The organism is Nonomuraea rosea (genome assembly GCF_039539705.1).
GTDB lineage: Bacteria > Actinomycetota > Actinomycetes > Streptosporangiales > Streptosporangiaceae > Nonomuraea > Nonomuraea rosea.
Map to the genome: position 1 here is coordinate 220,548 of NZ_BAABDQ010000005.1, position 22,022 is coordinate 242,569.

19 protein-coding genes are annotated in these 22,022 nt (G+C 70.4%); 6 read left to right on the forward strand and 13 right to left on the reverse strand.

Translation table 11 applies throughout. The annotated features are described in order from the left end of the window. The first annotated feature begins 30 nt into the window (after positions 1 to 30). A complete protein-coding gene (locus ABEA43_RS14745) occupies positions 31 to 1,737 on the forward strand; it encodes an ExeM/NucH family extracellular endonuclease (RefSeq protein ID WP_345562067.1) in 1,707 nt (568 codons plus the stop codon). A 131-nt stretch (positions 1,738 to 1,868) separates the two neighbouring features. Continuing rightward, on the forward strand, positions 1,869 to 2,243 hold the full coding sequence (locus tag ABEA43_RS14750; RefSeq protein ID WP_345562070.1) for a thioredoxin family protein: 375 nt from the start codon (positions 1,869 to 1,871) through the stop codon (positions 2,241 to 2,243). 69 nt (positions 2,244 to 2,312) lie between these two features. On the opposite strand, the gene ABEA43_RS14755 is transcribed toward ABEA43_RS14750, so the two are convergent. The 3 genes from ABEA43_RS14755 to ABEA43_RS14765 form a co-directional block, all read right to left on the reverse strand. Then, the gene (locus ABEA43_RS14755) at positions 2,313 to 3,080 is read right to left on the reverse strand and encodes an SAM-dependent methyltransferase (RefSeq protein ID WP_345562073.1); all 768 of its coding nucleotides are present in this window, start codon (positions 3,078 to 3,080) and stop codon (positions 2,313 to 2,315) included. A 215-nt stretch (positions 3,081 to 3,295) separates the two neighbouring features. Beyond that, on the reverse strand, positions 3,296 to 4,633 hold the full coding sequence (locus tag ABEA43_RS14760) for a class II 3-deoxy-7-phosphoheptulonate synthase (RefSeq protein WP_345562075.1): 1,338 nt from the start codon (positions 4,631 to 4,633) through the stop codon (positions 3,296 to 3,298). Positions 4,634 to 4,724: 91 nt separating this feature from the next. Then, positions 4,725 to 5,921 carry an FAD-dependent oxidoreductase gene (locus ABEA43_RS14765; protein ID WP_345562076.1) on the reverse strand — a complete coding sequence of 399 codons (1,197 nt, stop codon included), beginning with the start codon at positions 5,919 to 5,921 and terminating at the stop codon, positions 4,725 to 4,727. 120 nt (positions 5,922 to 6,041) lie between these two features. Here ABEA43_RS14765 and ABEA43_RS14770 point away from each other — a divergent pair, with 120 nt between their 5' ends. Both ABEA43_RS14770 and ABEA43_RS14775 read left to right on the forward strand, forming a co-directional pair. Continuing rightward, complete coding sequence (locus ABEA43_RS14770) at positions 6,042 to 6,989, forward strand: anti-sigma factor (RefSeq protein WP_345562078.1); 948 nt, start codon at positions 6,042 to 6,044, stop codon at positions 6,987 to 6,989. An 88-nt stretch (positions 6,990 to 7,077) separates the two neighbouring features. After that, complete coding sequence (locus ABEA43_RS14775; protein ID WP_345562079.1) at positions 7,078 to 9,345, forward strand: M64 family metallopeptidase; 2,268 nt, start codon at positions 7,078 to 7,080, stop codon at positions 9,343 to 9,345. Here the strand turns inward: ABEA43_RS14775 and ABEA43_RS14780 are convergent. The 7 genes from ABEA43_RS14780 to ABEA43_RS14810 all read right to left on the reverse strand — a co-directional run bounded on the left by ABEA43_RS14780 (position 9,274) and on the right by ABEA43_RS14810 (position 16,778). Then, a complete protein-coding gene (locus tag ABEA43_RS14780; RefSeq protein WP_345562081.1) occupies positions 9,274 to 10,284 on the reverse strand; it encodes a phosphotransferase family protein in 1,011 nt (336 codons plus the stop codon). The genes ABEA43_RS14775 and ABEA43_RS14780 overlap by 72 nt on opposite strands. A 17-nt stretch (positions 10,285 to 10,301) precedes the next feature. Further along, the gene (locus ABEA43_RS14785; RefSeq protein WP_345562084.1) at positions 10,302 to 11,144 is read right to left on the reverse strand and encodes an aldose 1-epimerase family protein; all 843 of its coding nucleotides are present in this window, start codon (positions 11,142 to 11,144) and stop codon (positions 10,302 to 10,304) included. Between the two features lie 67 nt (positions 11,145 to 11,211). Next, entirely contained in the window at positions 11,212 to 12,210 is a 999-nt protein-coding gene (locus tag ABEA43_RS14790) for a LacI family DNA-binding transcriptional regulator (RefSeq protein WP_345562086.1), read from the reverse strand. Beyond that, a complete protein-coding gene (locus ABEA43_RS14795; RefSeq protein WP_345562088.1) occupies positions 12,191 to 13,600 on the reverse strand; it encodes a GH1 family beta-glucosidase in 1,410 nt (469 codons plus the stop codon). Before ABEA43_RS14795 ends, ABEA43_RS14790 begins: the two co-directional genes overlap by 20 nt. After that, a complete protein-coding gene (locus tag ABEA43_RS14800; RefSeq protein WP_345562090.1) occupies positions 13,597 to 14,427 on the reverse strand; it encodes a carbohydrate ABC transporter permease in 831 nt (276 codons plus the stop codon). The genes ABEA43_RS14795 and ABEA43_RS14800 overlap by 4 nt, the downstream gene beginning before the upstream one ends. Further along, on the reverse strand, positions 14,424 to 15,380 hold the full coding sequence (locus ABEA43_RS14805) for a carbohydrate ABC transporter permease (RefSeq protein WP_345562092.1): 957 nt from the start codon (positions 15,378 to 15,380) through the stop codon (positions 14,424 to 14,426). Before ABEA43_RS14805 ends, ABEA43_RS14800 begins: the two co-directional genes overlap by 4 nt. A gap of 57 nt (positions 15,381 to 15,437) precedes the next feature. Continuing rightward, a complete protein-coding gene (locus ABEA43_RS14810; RefSeq protein WP_345562093.1) occupies positions 15,438 to 16,778 on the reverse strand; it encodes an ABC transporter substrate-binding protein in 1,341 nt (446 codons plus the stop codon). Positions 16,779 to 17,325: 547 nt separating this feature from the next. Here ABEA43_RS14810 and ABEA43_RS14815 point away from each other — a divergent pair. Further along, positions 17,326 to 18,621, forward strand: coding sequence for a UDP-glucose dehydrogenase family protein (locus tag ABEA43_RS14815; protein WP_345562095.1), 1,296 nt, complete (start codon positions 17,326 to 17,328; stop codon positions 18,619 to 18,621). Positions 18,622 to 18,716: 95 nt separating this feature from the next. Here ABEA43_RS14815 and ABEA43_RS14820 read toward each other — a convergent pair whose 3' ends face one another. From ABEA43_RS14820 to ABEA43_RS14830, 3 genes are all read right to left on the reverse strand, one after another. After that, a complete protein-coding gene (locus ABEA43_RS14820) occupies positions 18,717 to 19,952 on the reverse strand; it encodes an RNA polymerase sigma factor (protein ID WP_345562590.1) in 1,236 nt (411 codons plus the stop codon). A 105-nt stretch (positions 19,953 to 20,057) separates the two neighbouring features. Then, positions 20,058 to 20,498: a YciI family protein gene (locus ABEA43_RS14825; protein ID WP_345562097.1), complete on the reverse strand. Its 441-nt coding sequence runs from the start codon at positions 20,496 to 20,498 to the stop codon at positions 20,058 to 20,060. A gap of 90 nt (positions 20,499 to 20,588) precedes the next feature. Continuing rightward, positions 20,589 to 21,314, reverse strand: a complete 726-nt coding sequence (locus ABEA43_RS14830; protein ID WP_345562098.1) for a TetR/AcrR family transcriptional regulator — start codon at positions 21,312 to 21,314, stop codon at positions 20,589 to 20,591. A gap of 116 nt (positions 21,315 to 21,430) precedes the next feature. Here ABEA43_RS14830 and ABEA43_RS14835 point away from each other — a divergent pair, with 116 nt between their 5' ends. Next, positions 21,431 to 22,021 carry an NADPH-dependent FMN reductase gene (locus tag ABEA43_RS14835; protein ID WP_345562100.1) on the forward strand — a complete coding sequence of 197 codons (591 nt, stop codon included), beginning with the start codon at positions 21,431 to 21,433 and terminating at the stop codon, positions 22,019 to 22,021. Position 22,022 lies beyond the last annotated feature (1 nt).

Genomic DNA, 22,022 nt, shown 5'->3' on the forward strand with positions numbered 1-22,022 from the left:
GCGCTCTAAAATGGCCCTAAAGTGCCGGACATGCGCGCATTATCCCGAGTACCGCTGATGGCACTGATCGCGGCAGTTCTCCCGATCTCCCTCCTCGCGGCTCCTTCACCGGCTCTGGCCGATCCGGCCGCCCCCTGCGACACCCCCGCCTCCCATCGCGTCGCGCAAGTGCAGGGCGGCGGTGACGCCACCCCGCTGGCCGGCCAGACCGTGCGGGTCGAAGGCGTCGTCACCGCCGACTTCCAGCGGACCGACCAGCTCAGCGGGTTCTTCCTGCAGGATCCGCAGCCTGACGCCGACCCCGCGACGTCCGAGGGGCTGTTCGCCTTCGCGCGGGAGTCGTTCAAGGACGTCAAGGTCGGCGACCGGGTCCTGGTGACCGGCCGGGCGACGGAGTTCAACGGGTGGACCGAGCTGTCGCCGGTCACCGCCGTGGACGTGTGCGGCACCGGCAGCGTGGCGGCGCAGCCGTACAAGCTGCCGTCCGCCGGCCTGGAGCCGGTGGAGAACATGCTGCTCACGTTCCCGCAGGTGCTGACCGTCAGCGAGCACTACAACCTGGGCCGCTTCGGCGAGGTCGTCCTGTCCTCCCAGGGGCGGCTGTTCCAGCCGACCGACCGGCCGGGCGTGGACCCGGCGCTGAACAAGCGCCGCTCGCTGCTCGTCGACGACGGCTCCAGCAGGGAGAACCCGGCCACCCTGCCGCCCATCGTGCGGACCGGCGACGTGGCGTTCGGGATCACGGGCGTGCTCGGGTACGGCTTCGGCGCCTACCGGCTGCAGCCCACCAAGCCGATCGGCTACCACAACGCCAACCCGCGCCTGCCGAAGCCGTTCCCGGTGATCGGGAACGTCAAGGTGGCCTCGTTCAACACCCTCAACTGGTTCACCACGATCGGCTCGCGCGGGGCGACCACCGTCGCCGAGCAGCAGCGCCAGCTCGCCAAGCTGGTGGCCGCGCTCAAGGGGCTGAACGCCGACGCGGTCGGGCTCATGGAGGTCGAGAACAACGGCCAGACCGCGCTGCAGGCGCTGGTGGACGCCGTCAACGCCGAGGTCGGCGCGGGCACGTACGCCGCGCTCACGCATCCGTACCCCGGAACCGACGCCATCCAGGTCGGCGTGATCTACAAGCCGGCCAAGCTGACGCCGGTCGGCGCGGCCACCTCGTCGCAGGACGCGGTGTTCAGCCGCCCGCCGCTGATCCAGACCTTCCGCAGGACCGCCGGCGGCCAGCCGTTCACGATGCTGGTCAACCACCTCAAGTCCAAGGGCACCTGCCCGGCCGACGGCCCGGACGCCGACCAGGGCGACGGGCAGAGCTGCTGGAACGCCACCCGCGTCGCGCAGGCCAAGGCGCTGCTCGGGCTCATCGAGGACCAGGACCTGCCCAGCCCGCTCGTGCTCGGCGACCTCAACGCCTACGGCGCGGAGGACCCGATCGACACCCTTGAGGCGGGCGGCCTGACCAGCGTGACCAAGAGGTTCGTGCCCGCGCCGCTGCGCTACAGCTACCTGTTCGACGGGCTGGCGGGCGAGCTCGACCACGCGCTCGTCGGCCGGCAGCTGCTCAAGCGGGTGACCAGCGCGACCATCTGGCACATCAACTCCGACGAGCCGCGCATCCTCGACTACAACACCGAGTTCAACCCGCCCGGCCTCTACCAGCCGGACGCCTACCGTTCCTCCGACCACGATCCGCTGGTCGTCGGCCTGACGTTGCCGGGCGGCCGGTAGCCGCAAGGGACCCTGCTCCCAGGAGGCCCGGCGCGGGCCCCTGGGAGCATGGAATGCTGGTGGTGGGTACGTGGTTGACAACGGATGCACCACCGCTACGACAGACTTCAACGACGAACGAGGAGCCACTTGTGGCGACTATCGAAGTGACCGAGACGAACTTCAACGACATCGCGGACAAGGGGATCGTGCTGCTCGACTTCTGGGCCGAGTGGTGCCCGCCGTGCAAGAAGTTCGGGCCGATCTTCGAGCAGGCGTCGGACAAGCACGACGACATCACGTTCGGCAAGATCGACACCGATGCCGAGCAGGGGCTGGCGCAGGGTTTCGACATCAGCTCGATCCCCACGCTGATGGCCATCCGTGACGGGATCGTGGTCTTCGCCCAGGCCGGCGCCATCCCCGGCCCGGCGCTCGACGACCTGATCCGCCAGGTGCGGGCGCTCGACATGGACTCCATCAGGGCCGAGCTCAGCGAGGAGCTGAAGAAGGCCGGGAAGAGCTGACGTCGCCGGCCGAGCCCCGTCCCCCGGACGGGGCTCTCGTGTTGCCGGGTCATCCCGGGGCCGTGCGGGTCAGGGCTTGCGGCCGACGCCCACGTACCCGAAGTTGATCCCGTTGCCCGGCGCGTCCGGGTCCTCGGGACGCCAGCCGTTCGGGTACGTCAGTCCCGGCTCGGCCAGCTCGTAACCGTCGAAGAAGCGCAGGATCCCGTCGCGGTCGCGCAGGTTGAGCGCGGCCCTGGCCTTCTTGTAGATCTCCAGGGCCTGTGGCGTGGTGTCCGGGGTGCCGTCCACCGCGTGGCTGATCACCAGGTGGCTGCCGGGGACGCTCGTGTCCTTGAGCTTCCCCACGATGTCGTACGCCTGGTCGTCCGGGATGAAGTGCAGGATCGCCAGCATCAGGAACGCCACCGGCTGATCGAAGTCGACCAGGCCGCCCAGCTTGCCGAGCAGCGCGTCCACCTCCCGCACGTCGGCCTGGAGGAAGTCCACGTTGTCCTGTCTGGCCAGCAGCGCCCTGCCGTGCACGCAGACCACGGAGTCGTAGTCCACGTAGACGACGCGCGCCTCTGGGGCGATCTCGTGGGTGTTGCCCTGAGTCGGCAGCCCGGCGCCCAGGTCCACGATCTGCCGTACGCCCGAGTCGACCACGTGACGCACGGCCCGGCGCAGGAAGGCCCGGTTGGCGCGGGCTCCCTGCTTGGTGTCGGGGAACGTCTGCAGGATCTGCTCGGCCGCGGCCCGGTCGGCCGCGAAATTGTCCTTGCCGTCGAGGTAGTAGTCGTACATCCGCGCGACGTTGGGGACGTTAGGGTCGACCCCCTCCGGGGCACTATCCACGTTATCTCCCGATTTTTCGCCTTATCGGGGCGATCATAGTGTGGAAAAGTCGCGCCTACTGGAATTCAGTTCTGGTCGGCTCCCCGATGAGACGCAGATCACCATCCGCCTCGTCCGCCACACCGGCCACCCGCGTCCGCCCGCCGCAAGAACCGAGGCCCGGCCTGCGGTGAAGCAGGCCGGGCCGGGGTCCAGAAGGGGTGTGGCGGGGCGAATCAGCCGCGGTAGAGCTCGGCCACCCGGAAGGCGAGGTCGAGCGACTGGCTGCGGTTGAGGCGCGGGTCGCAGGCCGTCTCGTAGCGCGTGCCGAGGTCGGTCTCGACGATCTCGTGCCCGCCGCCGACGCACTCCGTCACGTCGTCGCCGGTGAACTCGATGTGGATGCCCCCCGGATGCGTGCCGAGCGACCTGTGCACCTCGAAGAAGCCCGCCACCTCGTCGAGCACGTCGTCGAGCCGCCGCGTCTTGTGGCCGCTCGGCGCCTCGAAGGTGTTGCCGTGCATCGGGTCGCAGATCCAGGCCACCTGGGCGCCGGCCGCGGTGACCTCCTTGACCAGCGCGGGCAGGTGCTCGCGGATCTTGGAGGAGCCCATCCGGGTGATGAACGTGAGCCGTCCGGGCTCGTTGGCCGGGTTGAGCCGCTCGACCAGCGCCAGCGCCTCGTCGGGCGCGGTGGTCGGGCCGAGCTTGACGCCGATCGGGTTGCGGATGCGGCGGAAGAAGTCGACGTGCGCCCCGTCGAGCTGGCGGGTGCGCTCGCCGATCCAGACCATGTGGGCCGACACGTCGTACGGCAGCCCCGTACGCGAGTCGATGCGCGTGAGCGCCCGGTCGTAGTCGAGGATGAGCGCCTCGTGCGAGGAGTAGAACTCGACCGTGTGGAACTCCTCGGGGTCGGCCCCGCAGGCCCGCATGAACGCCAGCCCCTGGTCGATCTCCCTGGCGAGCTGTTCGTAGCGGCGGCCGGCGGGGGACTCGGCCACGAAGTCCTGGTTCCAGGCGTGCACCTGGCGCAGGTCGGCGTAGCCGCCCTTGGTGAAGGCGCGGGCGAGGTTGAGCGTCACGGCCGAGGAGTGGTAGGCCTTGAGCAGCCGCCACGGGTCGGGCTTGCGCGACTCGGGGGTGAAGTCGAAGCCGTTGACCATGTCGCCCCGGTAGGCCGGCAGCTCGACGCCGCCGCGGACCTCCGTGCCCTTCGAGCGCGGCTTGGCGAACTGTCCCGCCACCCGGCCGATCTTCACGACCGGCACCTTGGCGGCGTAGGTCAGCACGATCGCCATCTGCAGCAGCGTCTTGAGCTTGTTGCGGACGTTGTCGGCGGTGGCGCCGGAGAACGTCTCGGCGCAGTCACCGCCCTGCAGGACGAACGCCTCGCCGCGGGCGACGGCGGCCAGCTGCTCCTTGAGCTGGTCGCATTCACCGGCGAAGACCAGAGGGGGCAGGCCGCCGAGCTCGGCGACGACCTTGTCGAGCTCGCCGCGATCGGGCCAGTCGGGCTGCTGTGCCGCGGGGAGGGCTCGCCAGGAATCGAGGTCCACCAGATTGCTGCTCACGAGATACGAGGGTATTCCACTGGCTCGGCGCTACCGACCCCATTGTCCACGTTGTGAGAAGGCAGTTATCCGCGTACGCGTATGCGGACGGTCAAACTTCCTTGACCTGGACGTGTTCCGGCCGGATCCCGAACCCCAGGAAGCGCGGCGCCAGCCGGTTGACCAGCGGCACCTTCGTCAGGTCCCGTGGCAGCCGGGAGGCGTTGAACCGCCGCTTGAGCGCCCTGCTGATGACGAGGTTCTGGACCACCCGCTGGGCCGCCTGGGTGAGCCTGGTGGGCAGCATCCGCCGCTGCTGCAGCCGGTGCAGCGTGGCCTCGGGGATCGGCGCGCCGGATCTGAGCGAGCCGGCCAGCAGGTTGGCGGTGGCCACCGCGTCCTGCACGGCCAGGTTGATGCCCACCCCGAACACCGGCGACATGGCGTGCGCGGCGTCCCCGATGCACAGGAACCCCGGCCGATGCCAGCGGCGCAGCCGGTTGATCGCGACGGTGAGCACGCTGACGTCGTCGTAGCTCTCGATCTGCCCGGTGCGGTCAGTGATCCACGGCAGCAGCCTGGCCACGGGCTCCCTGAGCGCGTCGATGCCGCCGCGGGTGAGCTCGCCGTACCCGCCCTTGGGGATCAGGTACGCGAGCTGCCAGTAGGTCTCCCGGTTGATCGCGACCATCATGTGGCCGCTGGAGACCCGCAGGAACGTGTCGTCGCGATCCTGCTCCAGCCTGGGCAGCCGGAACCACACGACGTCCATCGGCGCGCCGAGCTCCTGCGGCACGAGCCCGGCCTGTTCGCGCAGGGCCGAACGGCGGCCGTCGGCGGCGACGGTCAGGTCGGCCCTGATCTCGTGCTCGCCCGACGCGTCCCGGTAGCGGAGCCCGCGCACGGTGCCGCCCTCGCGGATCAGGCCGTACGCCTCGGCGTTCATCAGCAGCCGGAAGCTCGGGTAGCGGCTCGCGGCCGACGTGACGAGCTTGAGGAAGTCCCACTGCGGGACGAACGCGATGTAGTCGAATGTGCCCGGCAGGCCCCGCAGGTTCGCCAGGCTGATGTCGCCGGTGTCGGAGACCAGCTTGAGCCCGTACGCCTTGCGGTGTGGGAGCTCCAGGAATTCCTGGGCCAGGCCCAGCTCGTCGAGCACCTGCAGCGTGGACGGATGGATCGTGTCGCCGCGGAAGTCGCGGAGGAAGTCACCGTGCTTCTCCAGGAGTGTGACCTCGACTCCCGCTCGTGCCAGCAGCAGTCCCAGCATCGCGCCCGCGGGCCCGCCGCCCGCTATCACACAGCTCATAATTCATCACCTAATGAGATTGTCGCAAAGCCAGGAGAAATGAACAAGGCCCCGCGGCCATCCGACATGCCCGAACGGCCGAAGTACATGCGTGAGCCGCCTCTCACATGGGGAGTGGAAATGAACGACGAACTCCACACCCTCTCTGGCGCCTACGCCGTGCACGCACTGCCGTACGCCGAGTGGGTGCTGTTCGAGGAGCACCTGGTCGCATGTTCCCGATGCGGGAACGAGGTGCGGCATCTGCGGGAGACGGCCGCCCGGCTGGCCGAAGCGGTGGCAGAGCCGCCGCCCGCCGCGCTGCGCAGGAGACTCCTCGACGCCGCACACCGTTCGCGAGCCCCCGAAGAACGTCCGGGCGAGGAGCCCTGGCAGCACTCAGGACGCCCGGAACAGGGGCCAGAGCAGGGTTTCGACGACAGCCCGACCATCTGGCGCCCGCCGGTGACCCGGATTCTCGGGACGGCGCACCTGGATGCCTTCCCGGACGCCCCGACGCTCGGCCTGCCGCCGGAAGACGTCCGGGAGGTCCGGGAGTTCGCGGCGCCACCCTGGCGGCCGCCCGTGCCGCATGAGGGCGGTGAGGTCGTCCCGCTGCGGCGCGGGCGGTCGCGGGTGCTGGCCGGGCTGTCGGCGGTGGCCGCCGCGGCCGCGATCGCGCTCGGGGTGGTCGCCTTCGACGCCCGCCGCGATCTGGGCGACGCCAACGCGCGCAACGACGAGCTGATCGCCGTGCTGGCCGCGCCCGACGCCGAGACCATGCGGCAGCCCGTCACCTCCGGCGGCACCGGCACGGTCGTGATCTCGCGTGCGGCCGGGCGCATGGTGTTCGCCTCGTCGGGCCTGCCGGAACTGCCGGCCTCCAGGGCGTACGAGCTGTGGCTGATGGGCCCCGGCGGTACGCGTCCGGCAGGGATGATCGGCCCCGCGGAGGACGGCCTGACCGGGCCCATGCTGCTCACGCCCCTGAGCGACGACGACCACGTGGCGCTCACGGTCGAGCCGGCCGCCGGCTCCGAGCGTCCCACCACGCCGCCCGTCATGCTGGCCGCGCTGCCCAGCGCGTGAGCGCCGGGAGCGCGGGGAGCGCTGTGGCCGGAAATCGGGGGCGGCTGGGCATGGACGACTGGGATGATTCGGGCAGATAGTGCATGTCATGCGTAGATTCGCGGCCTTGATCCTGGCCGCCGCCGTGTCCTGTGTGCTTCCCGAGTTATCCGTCTCCGCCGCTCATGCCTCAGCCGAGCCCGGCGCGGCCGCCGTCGTGCCCGTGCAGGTCACCGGCGCCCCGGCCAAACGGTTCAACCTGATCATCATGGGCGACGGCTACACCGAGGCCGACCAGGCGAAGTTCAAGGCCGACGCCGACCGGCACCTGAACGTGATGTGGTCGATCGAGCCGTTCAAGTCCTACCGGAACTACATCAACGTCTACCGGATCGACATCGTCTCCGGGGAGTCCGGCATCAGCTGCGACCCCGGGCTCGACGCGCCGAGACGTACGACGCCGCTCAGCATGGGCTTCTGGGGCCGCTGCAACCCGGGCAGCGTCCAGCGCCTGATCACCATGGACAACGCCGCCGCCACCCGCTACGCCGACCTGGTCACCGGCACCGTGTCCGGCAACAGGCAGATCCTCGCGCTGGGCAACAGCGGCACGTACGGCGGCGCGGGCGGCTCGTACGCCACCGCCTCCGGCAGCAACAGCATGTCCGCCCTGATCAGCCCGCACGAGCTGGGCCACTCGCTCGGCGGCCTGCAGGACGAGTACGACTACTACCAGCGCGGCGTCCCCGGCGGCGCCTATACCGGCGGCGAGCCGCCGAGCGCCCACCACACGCTGCTGACCGAGCAGCAGCTCCGCGACCAGCAGAAGAAGTGGTGGCGCTGGCTGGGCGAGACCAGCGAGTCCGGCGGCCCGATCGGCCGCTTCGAGGGCGGCCTCTACTACACGACCGGCGTCTGGCGGCCGAGCAGGCACTCGATGATGAAGACCCTCGGCTACTACTTCGACCAGGTCAGCCGCGAGGCCATGGTCCAGCGCATCACCGCCAAGACCATGGTCATCCAGGACTCCGCCCCGGTGGACGCGCCCGTAGGCGCGGACCGGGTGCTGTGGGTCGAGCCGATGCGCCCGGTCAGCCACTCCCTCACCACTGCCTGGAACGTGGACGGCCGGGACCTCCCGGGCGACCGGGACGCCCTCGACCTGCGCACCCTCTCCCTCACGCCGGGGACGCACACGGTCAAGGCCACGGTCACGGACCCGACCGGCTTCGTCAGGGACCCGGCGATCAGGGCCGCCATCACCAGGACCCGCACCTGGACGGTGGACACCGCGCTGACCACCCCGCCGGACGGCGCCGAGCCCGCCTTCCTCTCCTCCACGCCTGCCGACCGGCCGCTCGGCCGCGACGAGGTCGTGTACGTGGAGACCACCCATCCGGCCGCGAGCCTGCCCGAGGTCACCTGGACGCTGGACGGCGCCAAGGCCGGCGAGGGCGCCGACCTCGACCTGGGCGGGCTGGACCTGAAGCCGGGCCGGCACACGCTCACCGCGGCGCTCGGCGCGAGCACGCTCACCTGGACGGTCGACGCCGCCGCGCCCGCCACCCGGTACGAGCTGTCCGAGCCGCTCGCCCGATCAGGTGACACCTACGTCTACAACGGCCCGTTCTCGATGCGGCTCACCGGCGCCGACGACCGCGACGGCTACGTGGTCTCGGAGTCCAGGGTGGACGGCGACGGCTGGTTCAACTACTTCGGCTGGCCCACCTCCTCCGAGCTGCCGTGGACGTTCACGGAGGAGGGCACGGTCATCGACTCCCTCGTGTACGGCAAGCTGCCGCGCGGCCGCCACGAGATCGAGTACCGCTCCATCGACGCCGCGGGCAACTACGGCAAGGCCAAGAGCTTCACCGTCACCACCGTCGCCCCGCCGCCGGCCTGCACCCGTACCGTCACCGGCGTCCACCGCGGCCCGCTCGGCGTCGCCGAGGGCGTCACCTGCCTCGACGACGCCCAGGTCACCGGGCCCGTCACGGTGAAGGCGGGCGCCTCGCTGGTGGCCACGGGCGGCCGGATCACCGGGACGCTCACCGCCGCGGGAGCCGCGGCCGTGCACCTGCTCGGCACCCGGCTCAGCGGCGCGCTCAGCGTCAGCGGCACCCGCTCCCTGACCGTCGTGGGCGCCGACGTGCGCGGGGCCGCGCTGCTGCGCGGCAACACGGCGCCGATCCTGTCGGGCACCACGGTCAAGGGCGCGCTCGCCTGCTCGGGGAACACGCCCGCGCCGGTGGACCTCGGCGTGCCGAACAAGATCACGGGCGCGCGGGCCGGCCAGTGCGCGAAACTACACGCCGGAGCCGGAGCCCGCGAGGCCGGGGGAGGCGCTTACGAGGCGGTCCAGGACCCCGCCCAGTGAGCTGATCGCCAGATCGCGGACCCTGGCGTACGCCTCCTCGGGGTATTGCCGGGGTCCGTTCTCCACCAGCAGGATGAGGTAGAGGTAGGCGCGGTAGAGGTCGAGCCTGGCCAGCGCCCCCGGGGTCAGCTCCAGCGGCGTCACCTCGCGGTAGCCGGCCAGCAGCGGGTCGTCCTCCGTCAGCTCACCGAAGATCGTCGGCGTGACGAACTCCGCGATCGGGTCGCCCCAGAAGGCCCGCTCATGGTCGATGATGGCCTGGATCCGCGGCGGGCCGCTCAGGTCGAGGAAGACGTTGCCCGCCCACACGTCGAAGTGCACCAGCCGCGGCGTCGTCACCTCCTCCAGCACCGGCGCCGCCGCCTCGAACACGGCCATGATCTCCGCGGCCGGGCGCGGCAGCGGCGTCGGGAAGCGCTCGGTGTCGCCGAGCAGCGCCGCCACCATGGCCAGGAACGCCTCCCGCCAGGTCGCGCCGACGATCCCGGCGTGCGGGTAGCCGAACACCTCGCCGGTCACCGCGTTGAACCTGGCCAGATGGCCGCCCAACTCCCTGCGCAGCGCGTCCTCGCCCTCGGGCTTGACGTCGTTCCAGGACACGCCGTCGAGGGCGCTCAGCAGCAGGTAGTCGCCGCCCAGCACCGGATCGTCGAACCCGGCGCGCAGCAGCGTCGCCATCGGGACGCCCGCCTTGAGGGCCAGCTCGTAGGCGGCGGCCTCCATGCGCAGCAGGTTGCGTTCGTAGCTGAGCTGGTCGAGGTCGGGCGGCGGTGACAGCTTCAGCACCACCTCGCGCCCGTCGTCGAGCAGCAGCCGCCAGACGGCGTTGGCGTAGCCGTCGGTCAGCTCGGTGGCCGACGTCACGCCCGCGCCCACCGCCCGCCGCGCCAGCGCGTCGAGCTCCGCCGCGGATAACCGGCGCTTCGTCCTACTGTCCACGGGACCCCTCTCTGGTGTCAGGCGACGCTGATCGTCCAGCTTGCCACGTGCTCGTCGCCCGGACGCAGGACGACCAGGTCGGTGCCGGAGTTGAAGGCGTCGGGCGGGCACGTCATCGGCTCCACCGCCACCCCTTCGTAGCCGAGCTGCCGGCTCGTGCAGACCTGCACCCACGGCAGCACCCGGGGATCCCACGTCATGCGCACCCCGCCCACCCGGGCCTCGCCGCCGGCCAGCCCGGTGAAGGCGTGGTCGATCACGGTGCCGTCGAGCTCGCGCGGCCGGCCGAAGTCGAAGCGCGAGCCGGGAACGGCCGACAGCGCCCCGGGCAGCAGCCGCTCGTCGGTCTCCAGGACCTGGGTGGCGGCCAGGTGCAGCTCGTCGCCGAGCAGCCACGGATGCGGGCCGCAGCCGTAGGGGGCCGCCCGGTCGCCGGTGTTGCGGGCGGTGACCGTGGTGGTCAGGCCGCCCGCGTCGAGCCGGTGCAGCACCTGCAGCGCGAGCGAGAACGGGTAGCCGGCGGCCGGGGCGATCGCGTGCGTGAGCCGGGCGAAGGCGTGGTCGTCCTCGGCCGACAGCAGCTCGGCGACCTCCCAGTCGACGCCGGAGACCAGCCCGTGCAGGGCGTGGCCGCGCTCGGGCTCGTTCACCGGCAGCTCGTGGATCTGCCCGCCGAAGGTGTAGCGCGCCCCGCCCACCCGGTTGGGCCACGGGGCCAGGATCGTCCCCGCGTAGTAGGGGACCGGGCCCTCCTCCGGCCAGGTGGTGACCAGGTCACGCGAGCCGTGCCTGAGCATCCTGAGCGCGGCGCCGCGCCGGCTGATCTGCGCGGTGTAGCCGGCTGCGGCGAGCTGAGGCACGGCAGGTCCTTTCTTCGAGCGCTGCGGGGGCCGCCACAGGGGACGGCAAAACCAGGGTAACGCCTGGTCAAGCCGTCTCTCTGCGCACGAGGTGGGTGTCGAGGATCACGACGGGCTGGCGCAGCTCCTCGCCGTTGATGCGGGCCACCAGCAGCTGTGCCATCTGCCTGCCCATGGCCTCGGTGGGCTGGTGGACGGTGGTCAGCGGCGGCTCGGCGTGCAGGGCGGCCTTGGAGTCGTCGAAGCCGATCACGGCCACGTCGCCGGGTATCGCCCGGCCCGCGGCCTTGAGCACGCGCATCGCGCCCAGCGCCATCGGGTCGGAGGCGGCGAAGACCGCGTCGAGGTCGGGGTGCGCCGCCAGCAGTTCGGTCATCGCCGCCGCGCCGCTGTGCTCCGAGAAGTCACCGTAGGCCACCAGCTCCGGCAGGCCCGAGGGCAGCAGCGCGTCGCGGTAGCCGGACAACCGGTCCACGCCCACGCCCATGTCCTGGGACCCCGCGATCGCCGCGATCCCGGTGCGGCCGAGGCCCATCAGATGCTTGACCGCCTGCCGGGCGCCCGCCCTGTTGTCCATGTCCACGTAGCTGTAGGGGTCGAGGCCGACGGGCCGGCCGCCGAGCACGGTCGGCACGCCCATCTCCTCGAGTCTGCCCGGCAGCGGGTCGGCGCCGTGCAGGGACAGCAGCAGCACGCCGTCGACGTGCTGCCCCGTCAGGTAGTGTTCGAGCCGCTCGTGCTCCTCCGGCGAGCGCGCCATCGCCAGGATGAGCTGCAGGCCGGTCTCCGCGAGGGCCGAGCCGATCCCGCGGATCGTGCCCGCGAAGTACGGCTCGTCGAAGACGCGAAACTGCGACTCCGACACCACCAGCGCCACCGTGTCCGTGCGGCGCGTCACGAGTGCGCGCGCCGCACGGTTGGGCACGTAGCCCAGCTCGCGGATCGCCAGCTCGACAGCCTCGCGGGCCCTGGCGCTGACGTTCGGCGAGCCGTTGATGACTCTCGACACCGTGCCCCGGCCTACACCGGCCCGAGCTGCGACTGCTTCAAGAGTCGGTCGGTTCATGGCGCCTATTCTGCCGGATGATCTCCGAGTACCAGAGCGCGCTGTCCTTCAGCAGCCGTTCCTGGGTCTCGAAGTCGACATGAACCAGGCCGAACCGCTTGCCGTAACCCCACGCCCACTCGAAGTTGTCCATGAGTGACCAGGCGAAATAGCCTTCGAGCGGCACGCCCGCCTCGATGGCGTCCTTGCACGCGCCGAGGTGCGCCTCGACGTACGCCTGCCGCTCGCGGTCGTGGATCCGCCCCTCGTCGAGCACGTCGTCGAAGGCGGCGCCGTTCTCCGAGACCACCATCGGGATGGCCGGGTAGTCCCGCGCCACCCTGGCGAGGATCTCCACCAGGCCACCCTCGTCGATCTCCCAGCCCATCGCGGTGACGGGTCGGCCGCCGTTGACGAACGAGACGTGCTCGCTGCCCACCCACGGCGACGCCGAGTCCGTGGGGGCCGCCGCCGCCGACGCCTTGCCGCCTGGTGCTCCCGAGACCGTGAAGCGGCTGTAGTAGTTGACGAGCAGCACGTCGATGGGCGCGTTGATGGTCTTCATGTCACCGGGCTCGACGAAGTCCATCTCCACCGGCAGGTCGCTGAGCACGTCCTCCGGGTAGCGCCCGGTCAGCAGCGCGTCGAGGAAGAACCTGTTCTGCAGACCGTCGATCCGGCGGGCCGCGTCCAGGTCCTCCGCGCTGTCGGTGGCGGGGGTGATCGCGTACAGGTTCACGCAGCCGCCCACCCGCCTGGCGTCCATCGCCTGGACGGCCAGGCCGTGCGCCAGGTTGAGGTGGTGCGCGCCCCTGATCGCGTTCTGCGGCTCGCGCCTGCCCGGGGCGTGCTCGCCCGAGGCGTAGCCGAGGAACGCGGCGCACCATGGCTCGTTGACGGTGCTGATGGTGTGCACGTGGTCCCTCAGCGCGTCGTGCACGGCCGCCGCGTAGTCGGCGAAGCGGTAGGCCGTGTCACGGTTGGGCCAGCCGCCCTGGTCCTCCAGCGCCTGGGGCAGGTCCCAGTGGTAGAGGGTCAGCCAGGGGTCGATGGAGTGCCGGCGCAGCTCGTCCGTGAGCCGCTTGTAGAAGTCCAGGCCCTTGTGGTTGATCTGGCCCGAGCCCGACGGCTGGATGCGCGGCCAGGAGACGGAGAAGCGGTAGGCCGTCAGGCCCAGCTCCGCCATGATGGCGACGTCTTCCTTGTACCGGTGGTAGTGGTCCATGGCCACGTCGCCGTGGTGGCCGTTGAGGACCCTGCCAGGGGTCTTGGTGAAGGTGTCCCAGATGGAGACGCCGCGCCCGTCCTCGGAGACGGCTCCTTCGATCTGGTACGCCGACGTCGCCGCGCCGAACGCGAAGCCAGGGGGGAAGCGCAGGCCGGAACGCGTCTGTTCCTCTTGTGTCGTCACGCCTTGACCGCACCTTCCATGAGGCCGCCGACAATCTGACGGCCGAATGCGACGAATACTGCGATGAGCGGAATGATGGACAACGCCGTTCCCGCGAAGATCAACGTGTAGTTCGTGGAGAACCGGGCGTTGAGCTGGGTGATCGCGATCTGCACGGTCGGGTTGTCGGGCGTCAGCACGATCAGCGGCCACATGAAGTCGTTCCACATGAGCATGAAGGTGTTGATGCCGAGCACGGCCATGCCGGGCCGTACGGCGGGCAGCACGACGTTCCACCAGATCCGCAGCGTGGCGGCGCCGTCCACCCGGGCGGCCTCGACCAGCTCCATGGGCACGGCCTGCCGCGTGTACTGCGTCATCAGGAACACCCCGAACCCGTTGAGCAGGTACGGGAGGATGACCGCCGTGAGCGTGCCCGTCCACTCCAGGCTCACCATGAGCCGGTAGAGGGGCACCACGCCCATCTGCTGCAACGGCACCGCCATCGTCAGCAGCACGAGGACCAGCAGGATGTTGCGGCCCTTGAAGTTCAGGTTCGCGAAGGCGAACCCGGCCAGCGTCGAGATGATGACGACGGAGACGGTGACGACGGTCGCCACGATGAACGAGTTCGTCAGGCCGAGCAGGAAGTGCGCGTCCTCGTTGTTCAGCACCGCGACGATGTTGTCGCCCAGGTTGCCGCCCGGCAGGAACGCCGGGGGGACCGACACCGCGTCCGCGTTGGTGCGCGAGGCGATGACCAGCATCCAGTACAACGGGAATGCCGAAACCAGCACGGCCAGGCCGAGCATGACCCGGGTGATGATGGTCGGTGACCAGTTGGTCATTTCGTGCCCCCGATCCTGCGCACGAACAGGAAGTTGATGGCCGCTCCGATGAGGATGAGCAGGAACAGCAGCCAGGCGGCCGCGGCGGCGTAGCCGTAGTCGAACTCGCGGAAGCCCTGCTTGACGATGAACATGGCCACCGTCTGGAACTGTCCCTGCGACCCGCCGTCGACGTTGCCGTTGTAGAACGTGGTCGGCTCGGAGAACAGCGTCAGGCCGCCGATCGTGGAGTTGAGCACCACGAAGATCATGGTCGGGCGCAGCATCGGCAGCGTGATCTGCCAGAACTGCCGGCGACGGGACGCGCCGTCGATCGCCGCGGCCTCGTACAGATCCTTTGGGATCGTCTGCATGCCGGCCAGGAAGATGATCGCGTTGTAGCCGGTCCAGCGCCAGTCGACCATGGTGGCGATCGCGATCCACGAGGGCACGCGCTCGGCCCGCCAGTTCGTCGAGTCCACGCCGAACCAGCCCAGGATCCAGTTGACCAGGCCCCAGTCGCGGGCGTAGAGCTGCGTGAACACCACCGCGACCGCGACCACCGACGTGACCAGCGGCAGCAGCACGCTCATCCGGATCGCCAGGCGGAACTTGAAGCGCTTGTTCAGGGCGTTGGCCAGGAACAGCGCGAGCAGCATCTGCGGGACGGTGGCCAGGAGGAACATGCCCACCGTGTTGGTCACGGCGTTCCAGAAGTCCTCGTCGGCCAGCAGCGCGGCGTAGTTGCCGAGCCCGGCCCACTCGGTGGTGCCGGCCAGGTCGTAGTCGTAGAGCGAGTAGTACAGGGTGAAGGCCAGCGGGAAGAGACCGAAGGCGGCGAACAGCAGGAAGTACGGGGACACCAGGGCGTACGGCATCGCCTTGACGTCCAGTCTGGAACGCCAGCGGCGGCCGGGCGGCCGATCACGGCGGTGGTTGTTGCGCACCGCCCGCGGGAGGGTGTCGAGACTCATAACAGACCTTTCAGCGGCAACGAGCCCGGCCCGCTAGCGGCGGGCCGGGCGGGGGAGTCAGCCCGCGGCCTTCACCGCGTCGTCGACCAGCTGCTGCCAGGCCTTGTCATAGGGGACCGAGCCGTCGTCCATGCCCTGGATGACGGACTCGATGGCGTTCTTGACCTGGGCGTGCTTCACGCCGAGGAAGACCGGCTGGAGGCTCGAAGCGGACTTGGCGAAGATCTCGCCGATGGGGGCGTTGTTGAAGAACTCGTTCTTCGCGCCCTGCACGGCGGGGTCGGCCTGCGACTTCGTGTTGCTCGGCATGTTGCCGAAGTCGGTGAAGATGCTCGCCTCGGTCTGCGCGTTGGTCAGGTAGTCGGCCACCATCGCCGCTTCCTTCGGGTGCTTGGACTGCTTGGGCACGGCCAGCCAGGAGCCGCCCCAGTTGCCGCCGCCGCCGGGCACCGAGGCCACGTCCCACTTGCCCTTGCCGCCGTCGCCCGCGTTGCCGCTGACCACGCCGAGCATCCAGGACGGGCAGCCGACCGTGGCGAACGCGCCCTTCTGGGTGCCCGCCGCCCACTCGTCGGTGAAGTTGCGCAGCTTGGCGGTCAGGCCCTGCTGGCTCATCTTCGTCGCGAAGTCGAAGCCCGACTTCACCGCCGGGTTCTTGTCGACGATGAGGTTGTTGTCCTTGTCGAAGTAGGTGACGTTGCCGTTCTTGGCCGCCTCCTGGTACAGGACCACCTGGTAGAGCGTGTTGGTGCCGTCGGCGAACTTGCTGTCCTTCACCTTCGACTGGAACGTCTTGCCGACCGTCATGAACTCGTCCCACGACGGCCAGAGAGCGCTGACCTTGTCCCGGTCCGTCGGCAGCCCGGCCTTCTTGAACAGGTCGGTCCGGTAGCAGATGCTCATGCCGCCGATGTCGGTGCCGAGGCCGAACAGCTTGCCGTCGGCCGCCAGGCCGTTCTCCCACTTCCATGCCGGGAAGTCCGCCTTGCGGGACTCAAGGCCCTGCTCCTTGAGGTCGGCCCACCATTCGGGATGCGCCTTGGCCAGGCCCATGCCGCCCTCGTCGATGCCGACCACGTCGCCCGCGCCGTTGCCGGCCTGCAGCCACTGGATCATCTGCGGCCAGTACTGCTGCTCGAACTGGTCGGTGAGGTGCTCCTCCTTGATCTGAATGTCCTTGTGTTCCGCGTTCCACTTCGTGATGGCGTTCTTGTAGCCGAAGTTGGTGCCGCCGCCGAAGGTCTGCACGCGGATGGTGACCGGCTCGGCCGCGGCCGAGGAAGCAGGAGCGCTGGACGATTCGGGCGTACTGCCGGAACCGCACGAGGCGACGGTCAGCGCCGCCGCGGCCAGGGCCGAGGCCGCGGCAAGACCGCCGCGACGCTTGCTGATCATCATAGGTGGACCCCTTCTCGGGTGAATGGTGGGGAGGTGCACCGCGGCACGCGCTCCGCCGCGGTGGGAGTCTTTGGGAGCGCTCCCACAAAGGGTGCACTTAGCGGGTCTGCACGTCAATCCACCGAAACGCAACCGTTACCAATGGTGCGATTTGCCCCCGTGAAAGGGGATTTTGAGGTGTATACCTCTCAAAGACCTGATTGGGAGCGCTCCCACCACAAGAGACATCTTTTGTGTCGCATCAAGGGCATGTCACCCGCACGCTGGGGTCTTTCTCCCGGTTGCGCCCCTTGTCACGGGCCCCGCACGGGTGCGGAGCGGCACCCCGCGCGGCATGGGGTACGCCCGGGCGCGCGAGGGCGTGCGCGCGGTATGGGGCCCGGCCGCCGAGAGCGGGCCGCCGGCCTGGGGCGATGCCGAAGGGTGACCTTGCGCGCCAGAGGGCAGGGCGATGCGGGTTAAGGTGGGCATCCTTCACGTGCTTCGGCACTCACTTCATCAGGCGGCGGTCCGACTCGCGGTCAGGCCGCGTGAGAATGGATGGTCCATGGTTGGCATGCCGCGACGGCGGGTCGCTGTGTTCGGTGCCGGATATATCGGGCTGGTGACCGGTGCCTGCCTGGCCGAGCTCGGGCACCAGGTGGCGATCCGGGACATCGCCCCGGAGAAGATCAGGCTGCTGCGCTCCGGCGAGGTGCCGATCTACGAGCCGGGCCTGGGCGACATGATCGTGCGCAACAAGGAGCGGCTGACGTTCACCCTCGACCTCGACGAGGCACTGGACGGTGCGGAGGTCGCGTACGTGTGCGTGGACACCCCGCCGTCCGCGTCCGGCGACGCCGACCTCTCGCGGGTCTGGGCCGTGGTGAAGTCGCTGGAAGGCGCGGCGCACCTGCGTGCGGTCGCGGTGAAGTCGACCGTGCCGGTGGGCACCGGCAGCCGCGTGCGCTCCGCGCTGGACGCCGCCGGTCTCGCGCACGTCGGCTACGCCTCCAACCCCGAGTTCACCGCAGAGGGCACGGCGGTCAACGACTTCATGCACCCCGACCGCATCGTGGTCGGCGCGTCCGACGAGGCCACCGCCGCGCTGATCTCGGACCTGCACGAGGGCGTGGACGGGCCGATCGTCGTGATGGACGTGCGCTCCGCCGAGATGGTGAAGCTCGCCTCGAACGCCCTGCTGGCCACGAAGATCAGCTTCATCAACGAGATCGCCACCCTGTGCGAGAAGACCGGCGCCGACGTCGAGGAGGTCGCCCACGCGGTCGGGCTGGACCACCGGCTGGGGAGCCACTTCCTCCGTCCCGGCATCGGCTGGGGCGGCTCGTGCTTCCCGAAGGACTCCGAGGCGCTGCGGCAGCTCGCCAACAACACCGGCTACCACCTGCAGCTCCTGTCGGCCGTGATCGAGGTCAACAACCTGCAGAAGCGCAGGGCCGTCCAGAAGCTCAAGGACGAGCTCGGCACGCTGGCCGGCGCGCGGGTGGCGCTGCTCGGGCTGACGTTCAAGCCGGGCACGGACGACATGCGGGAGGCGCCGAGCACGGTTCTGGCCGCCCGGCTGCTGGCGGAGGGGGCCGAGGTCCGCTGCTGGGATCCGATGGGCCGCCCGGCCGACGTCGAGCCGTGGTCCTCGACCACGCGCTACGACACCCCCGAGCTGGCCATGGACGGCGCCGACGCGGCGATCGTGGTCACGGAGTGGCCGCAGCTCAAGGAGGTCGACTGGGCGCGGGCCGCTTCGGTGATGCGGCGGCCGGTGCTCTTCGACGGGCGAAACCTGCTCGAACCTGCCGGAATGCGGGCGCTCGGCTTCACGTACCTGAGCGTCGGCCGGCCATGACCGCCCGCCCGCCGTCGCAGGGGGTGACGGCGGGCACGGCGGCCGGCCGCCGGGTGGCGGGTGGCCGGTCGGCAGGCAGGCCGGCAGGGCGCCGGTCAGCAGGCGGCGGCGCGTTCCTCCAGGAGGGCGCGCTCGCGTGCGTTGCGGGTCATCGCGGCCGCCCGCCCGAACTCCGCCCGCGCCTCCTCCATCCGTCCCAGCTTGAACAGCAGGTCACCCCGTACGCTCGGCAGCAGGTGGTAGTCCCTGAGCGACGGCTCGTCCGCGATCTGGTCCAGCAGGCCGAGCCCCACGGCGGGTCCGTAGGCCATGGCGAGGGCGACCGCGCGGTTGAGCTCGACCACGGGGGAGCGCGACAGCTTGGCCAGCGCCTCGTACAGGCCCGCGATGCGTACCCAGTCGGTGTCCCCGGGGCTGACGGCGCGGGCGTGGCAGGCGGCGATGGCGGCCTGCAGGGCGTACGGGCCGTGCGCGCCCCCGAGCTCCTCCGCCCGCTCCAGGGCGGCCAGCCCGCGGCCGATGAGCAGGCGGTCCCAGCGGGCTCGGTCCTGCTCCAGGAGCAGGATGGGCTCGCCCGAAGGGCCGACCCGGGCGGCCGAGCGGGAGGCCTGGATCTCCATGAGCGCGACCAGGCCGTGCACCTCGGGCTCCTTGGGCATCAGGCCCGCCAGCACGCGCCCCAGCCGCAACGCGTCCTCGCACAGGGCGGGCCGCATCCAGTCGTCCCCCGCGGTCGCCGAGTAGCCCTCGTTGAAGATCAGGTAGATGACCTCCAGCACGGAGGCCAGCCGTCCGGCCAGCTCGGCGCCCTGCGGGACCTCGAACGGGACCTGCTTGTCGGCCAGGGTGCGCTTGGCGCGCACGATGCGCTGCGCGACCGTGGGCTCCGGCACCAGGAACGCGCGCGCGATCTCGTCCGTGGCCAGGCCGCCGAGCACCCGCAGCGTCATCGCCACCCGCGCCTCCACCGACAGCGCCGGATGGCAGGCGGTGAACACCAGCCGCAGCAGGTCGTCCTCGATCTCGTCGACCTCCGGCGGCTCCTCCTCCGTGTCGAGGCGGTGGCCCAGCTCGATCAGGTTGCGTTCGAGGCGTTCGTTCCTGCGGATCAGGTCGACGGCGCGGCGCTTCGACACGGTCATCAGCCATGCGCCCGGATTGCGCGGGACACCGGACTCCGGCCACTGCTCCAGTGCGGCGACCAGCGCGTCCTGGGCCAGCTCCTCGGCCAGGCCGACGTCGCGCACCAGACGGGCGAGCCCGGCGATGAGCCGGGCCGCCTCGATCCGCCATACCGCTTCGATCGCGCGATGCGTGTCGGAAGATGCCATCACCGGCCCATGAGACCAGCCGCGCCCCGCGACCGCAACCCGCCCTGCGCCAGGCGCGTCCCCGCCGTCCGGTCACGCCGGCGACCCGCGGGCGTCGCGCTCCGGTCAGGCCGGCGTGTCGTCGCCGACGAGCCGCCGGCGCATCTCCTCCTCGCGTTCGCGCTCCTGCGCCGGCAGCGAGTCGTCCGGTACGTCCGAAGCGTCGAACACCCGCCACACGTCCAGCCCGATCCCGTCATGCCCCGGCGGCACCGGAAGGCGCAGGGCCCACTCGATGGCCTCCTCCCGCGACTTCACCTGGATCAGCCAGAACCCGGCGATGAGCTCCTTGGCCTCGGCGAACGGCCCGTCGATCACGGTCGCCTTGCCCCCGCTGTAGGCGATCTGGACGCCCTCTGAGCTCGGGTAGAGCCCCTCACCGGCCAGCAGCACCCCCGCCTTGACCAGCGACTCGTTGTAGGCGTGCATATCGTCGACGACCTGCTGGCTGGGCAGCTCCCCCGCCTCGGTCTCCGCGCTGGCCTTACCCACGATCATGAACTTCATCGAAGCCGTCTCCCTTTCGTTCCCGCAGATCCTGCGGGTCTCGATGACGCGTCGAACGAGCGGGGGACGGATCGACACGTCCGCCGCAATCTATTGGGGAAAGAGCCGCGAGGCGATCCCGTCGAGGACGTAGTCGAGCCCGGTCTCGAACTGCCACACCGGGTCGTTCTTGTGGACGCCCTCGTAGATGTAGCGCTTCAGCATCGGAAAGCGGCCGGAGTCGAGCAGGTAGGTGAGCTGGGGAGCCCGGCTCTTGTACACCTGCTGCTCGTCCGACCACCCCTGCCCGGCCATGAGCAGCCGCATCGCGATCTCGGAGCTGACGGCCCCGTGCGTGTAGGAGCTGACCGTGGTGGCGACGGCCATCGCCGTGTCGGCGTCCAGCCCCAGCTCGCTCAAGGCCCGCAGCGAGCGTTCGGCCACCGCGGTGCGGCTCGGCGTGAGCGCGAGCACCGCGCTCGGCGGGAGCTGCGCGAGCCAGGGATGCCTGTGCATCAGCTCGCGCGTGCGCACGGCGATCTCGCGCAGCGTCTCCCGCCAGCCCGCCGACTCCCCGGGCAGCTCCAGCTCGCGGTAGACGTGGTCGAGCATCAGCTCCAGCAGGTCGTCCTTGCCCGACAGATGGCGGTAGGCGGCCATCGGGGCCACGCTCAGCTCGGTGGCCAGCCGCCGCATGGTGACGGCGTCGAGCCCCTCGGCGTCCGCGACCGCGACGGCCACGGTGGCGATCCGCTGCGGCGACAGGGTCTGGCGCGGCGCGGGCGCGGGACGTTCGAGCCGCTCCCACAGCGAGGCTTCGTCCTTCTGAGCAGCCATGATCACCCTTCTTCCGCCTACGTCGTGTACAAGGTATCAGGAGTAGACAACGTACACATCGGTGTGTACGTTGTCTCAGCGTAGATACGTTGTACACATGAAGGAAAGGTTCCATCGTGGAGACCCCCTTGCACGTCGCCGTCCTGCTCGGAAGCACCAGGGAAGGCCGGTTCGGCCCGGCCGTGGCGACCTGGATCCGCGGCCATCTGGACGGGCGCCAGGACATGACCACCGACGTCATCGACCTGGTGGAGACCCCGTTGCCGACCGTGTTCCCGGTCCTCGGGCAGCCGCCCGCCTCGGAGGAGGCCGTGGCGCTGCTGTCGGCCGTGTCGCCGAGGCTCGCGGCGGCGGACGCGTTCGTCATCGTGACGCCGGAGTACAACCACAGCTTCCCCGCGCCGCTGAAGAACGCCATCGACTGGCACAACCGCGAGTGGAACGCCAAGCCGGTCGGGTTCGTCGCCTACGGCGGCTTCTCGGCCGGGCTGCGCGCGGTCGAGCAGCTGCGCCTGGTCTTCGCCGAGCTGCACGCCGTCACCATGCGCGACGCGGTGGGGCTGCAGGCGCCCTGGGCCCAGATCCGGCCCGACGGCACCACCGAGAACCCCGGCGGCGACGCGGCGGCCAAGGCCATGCTCGACCAGCTCGCCTGGTGGGGCCGCGCGCTGCGCACGGCCAGGGCCGCCCGGCCCTACGGGGCCTGAC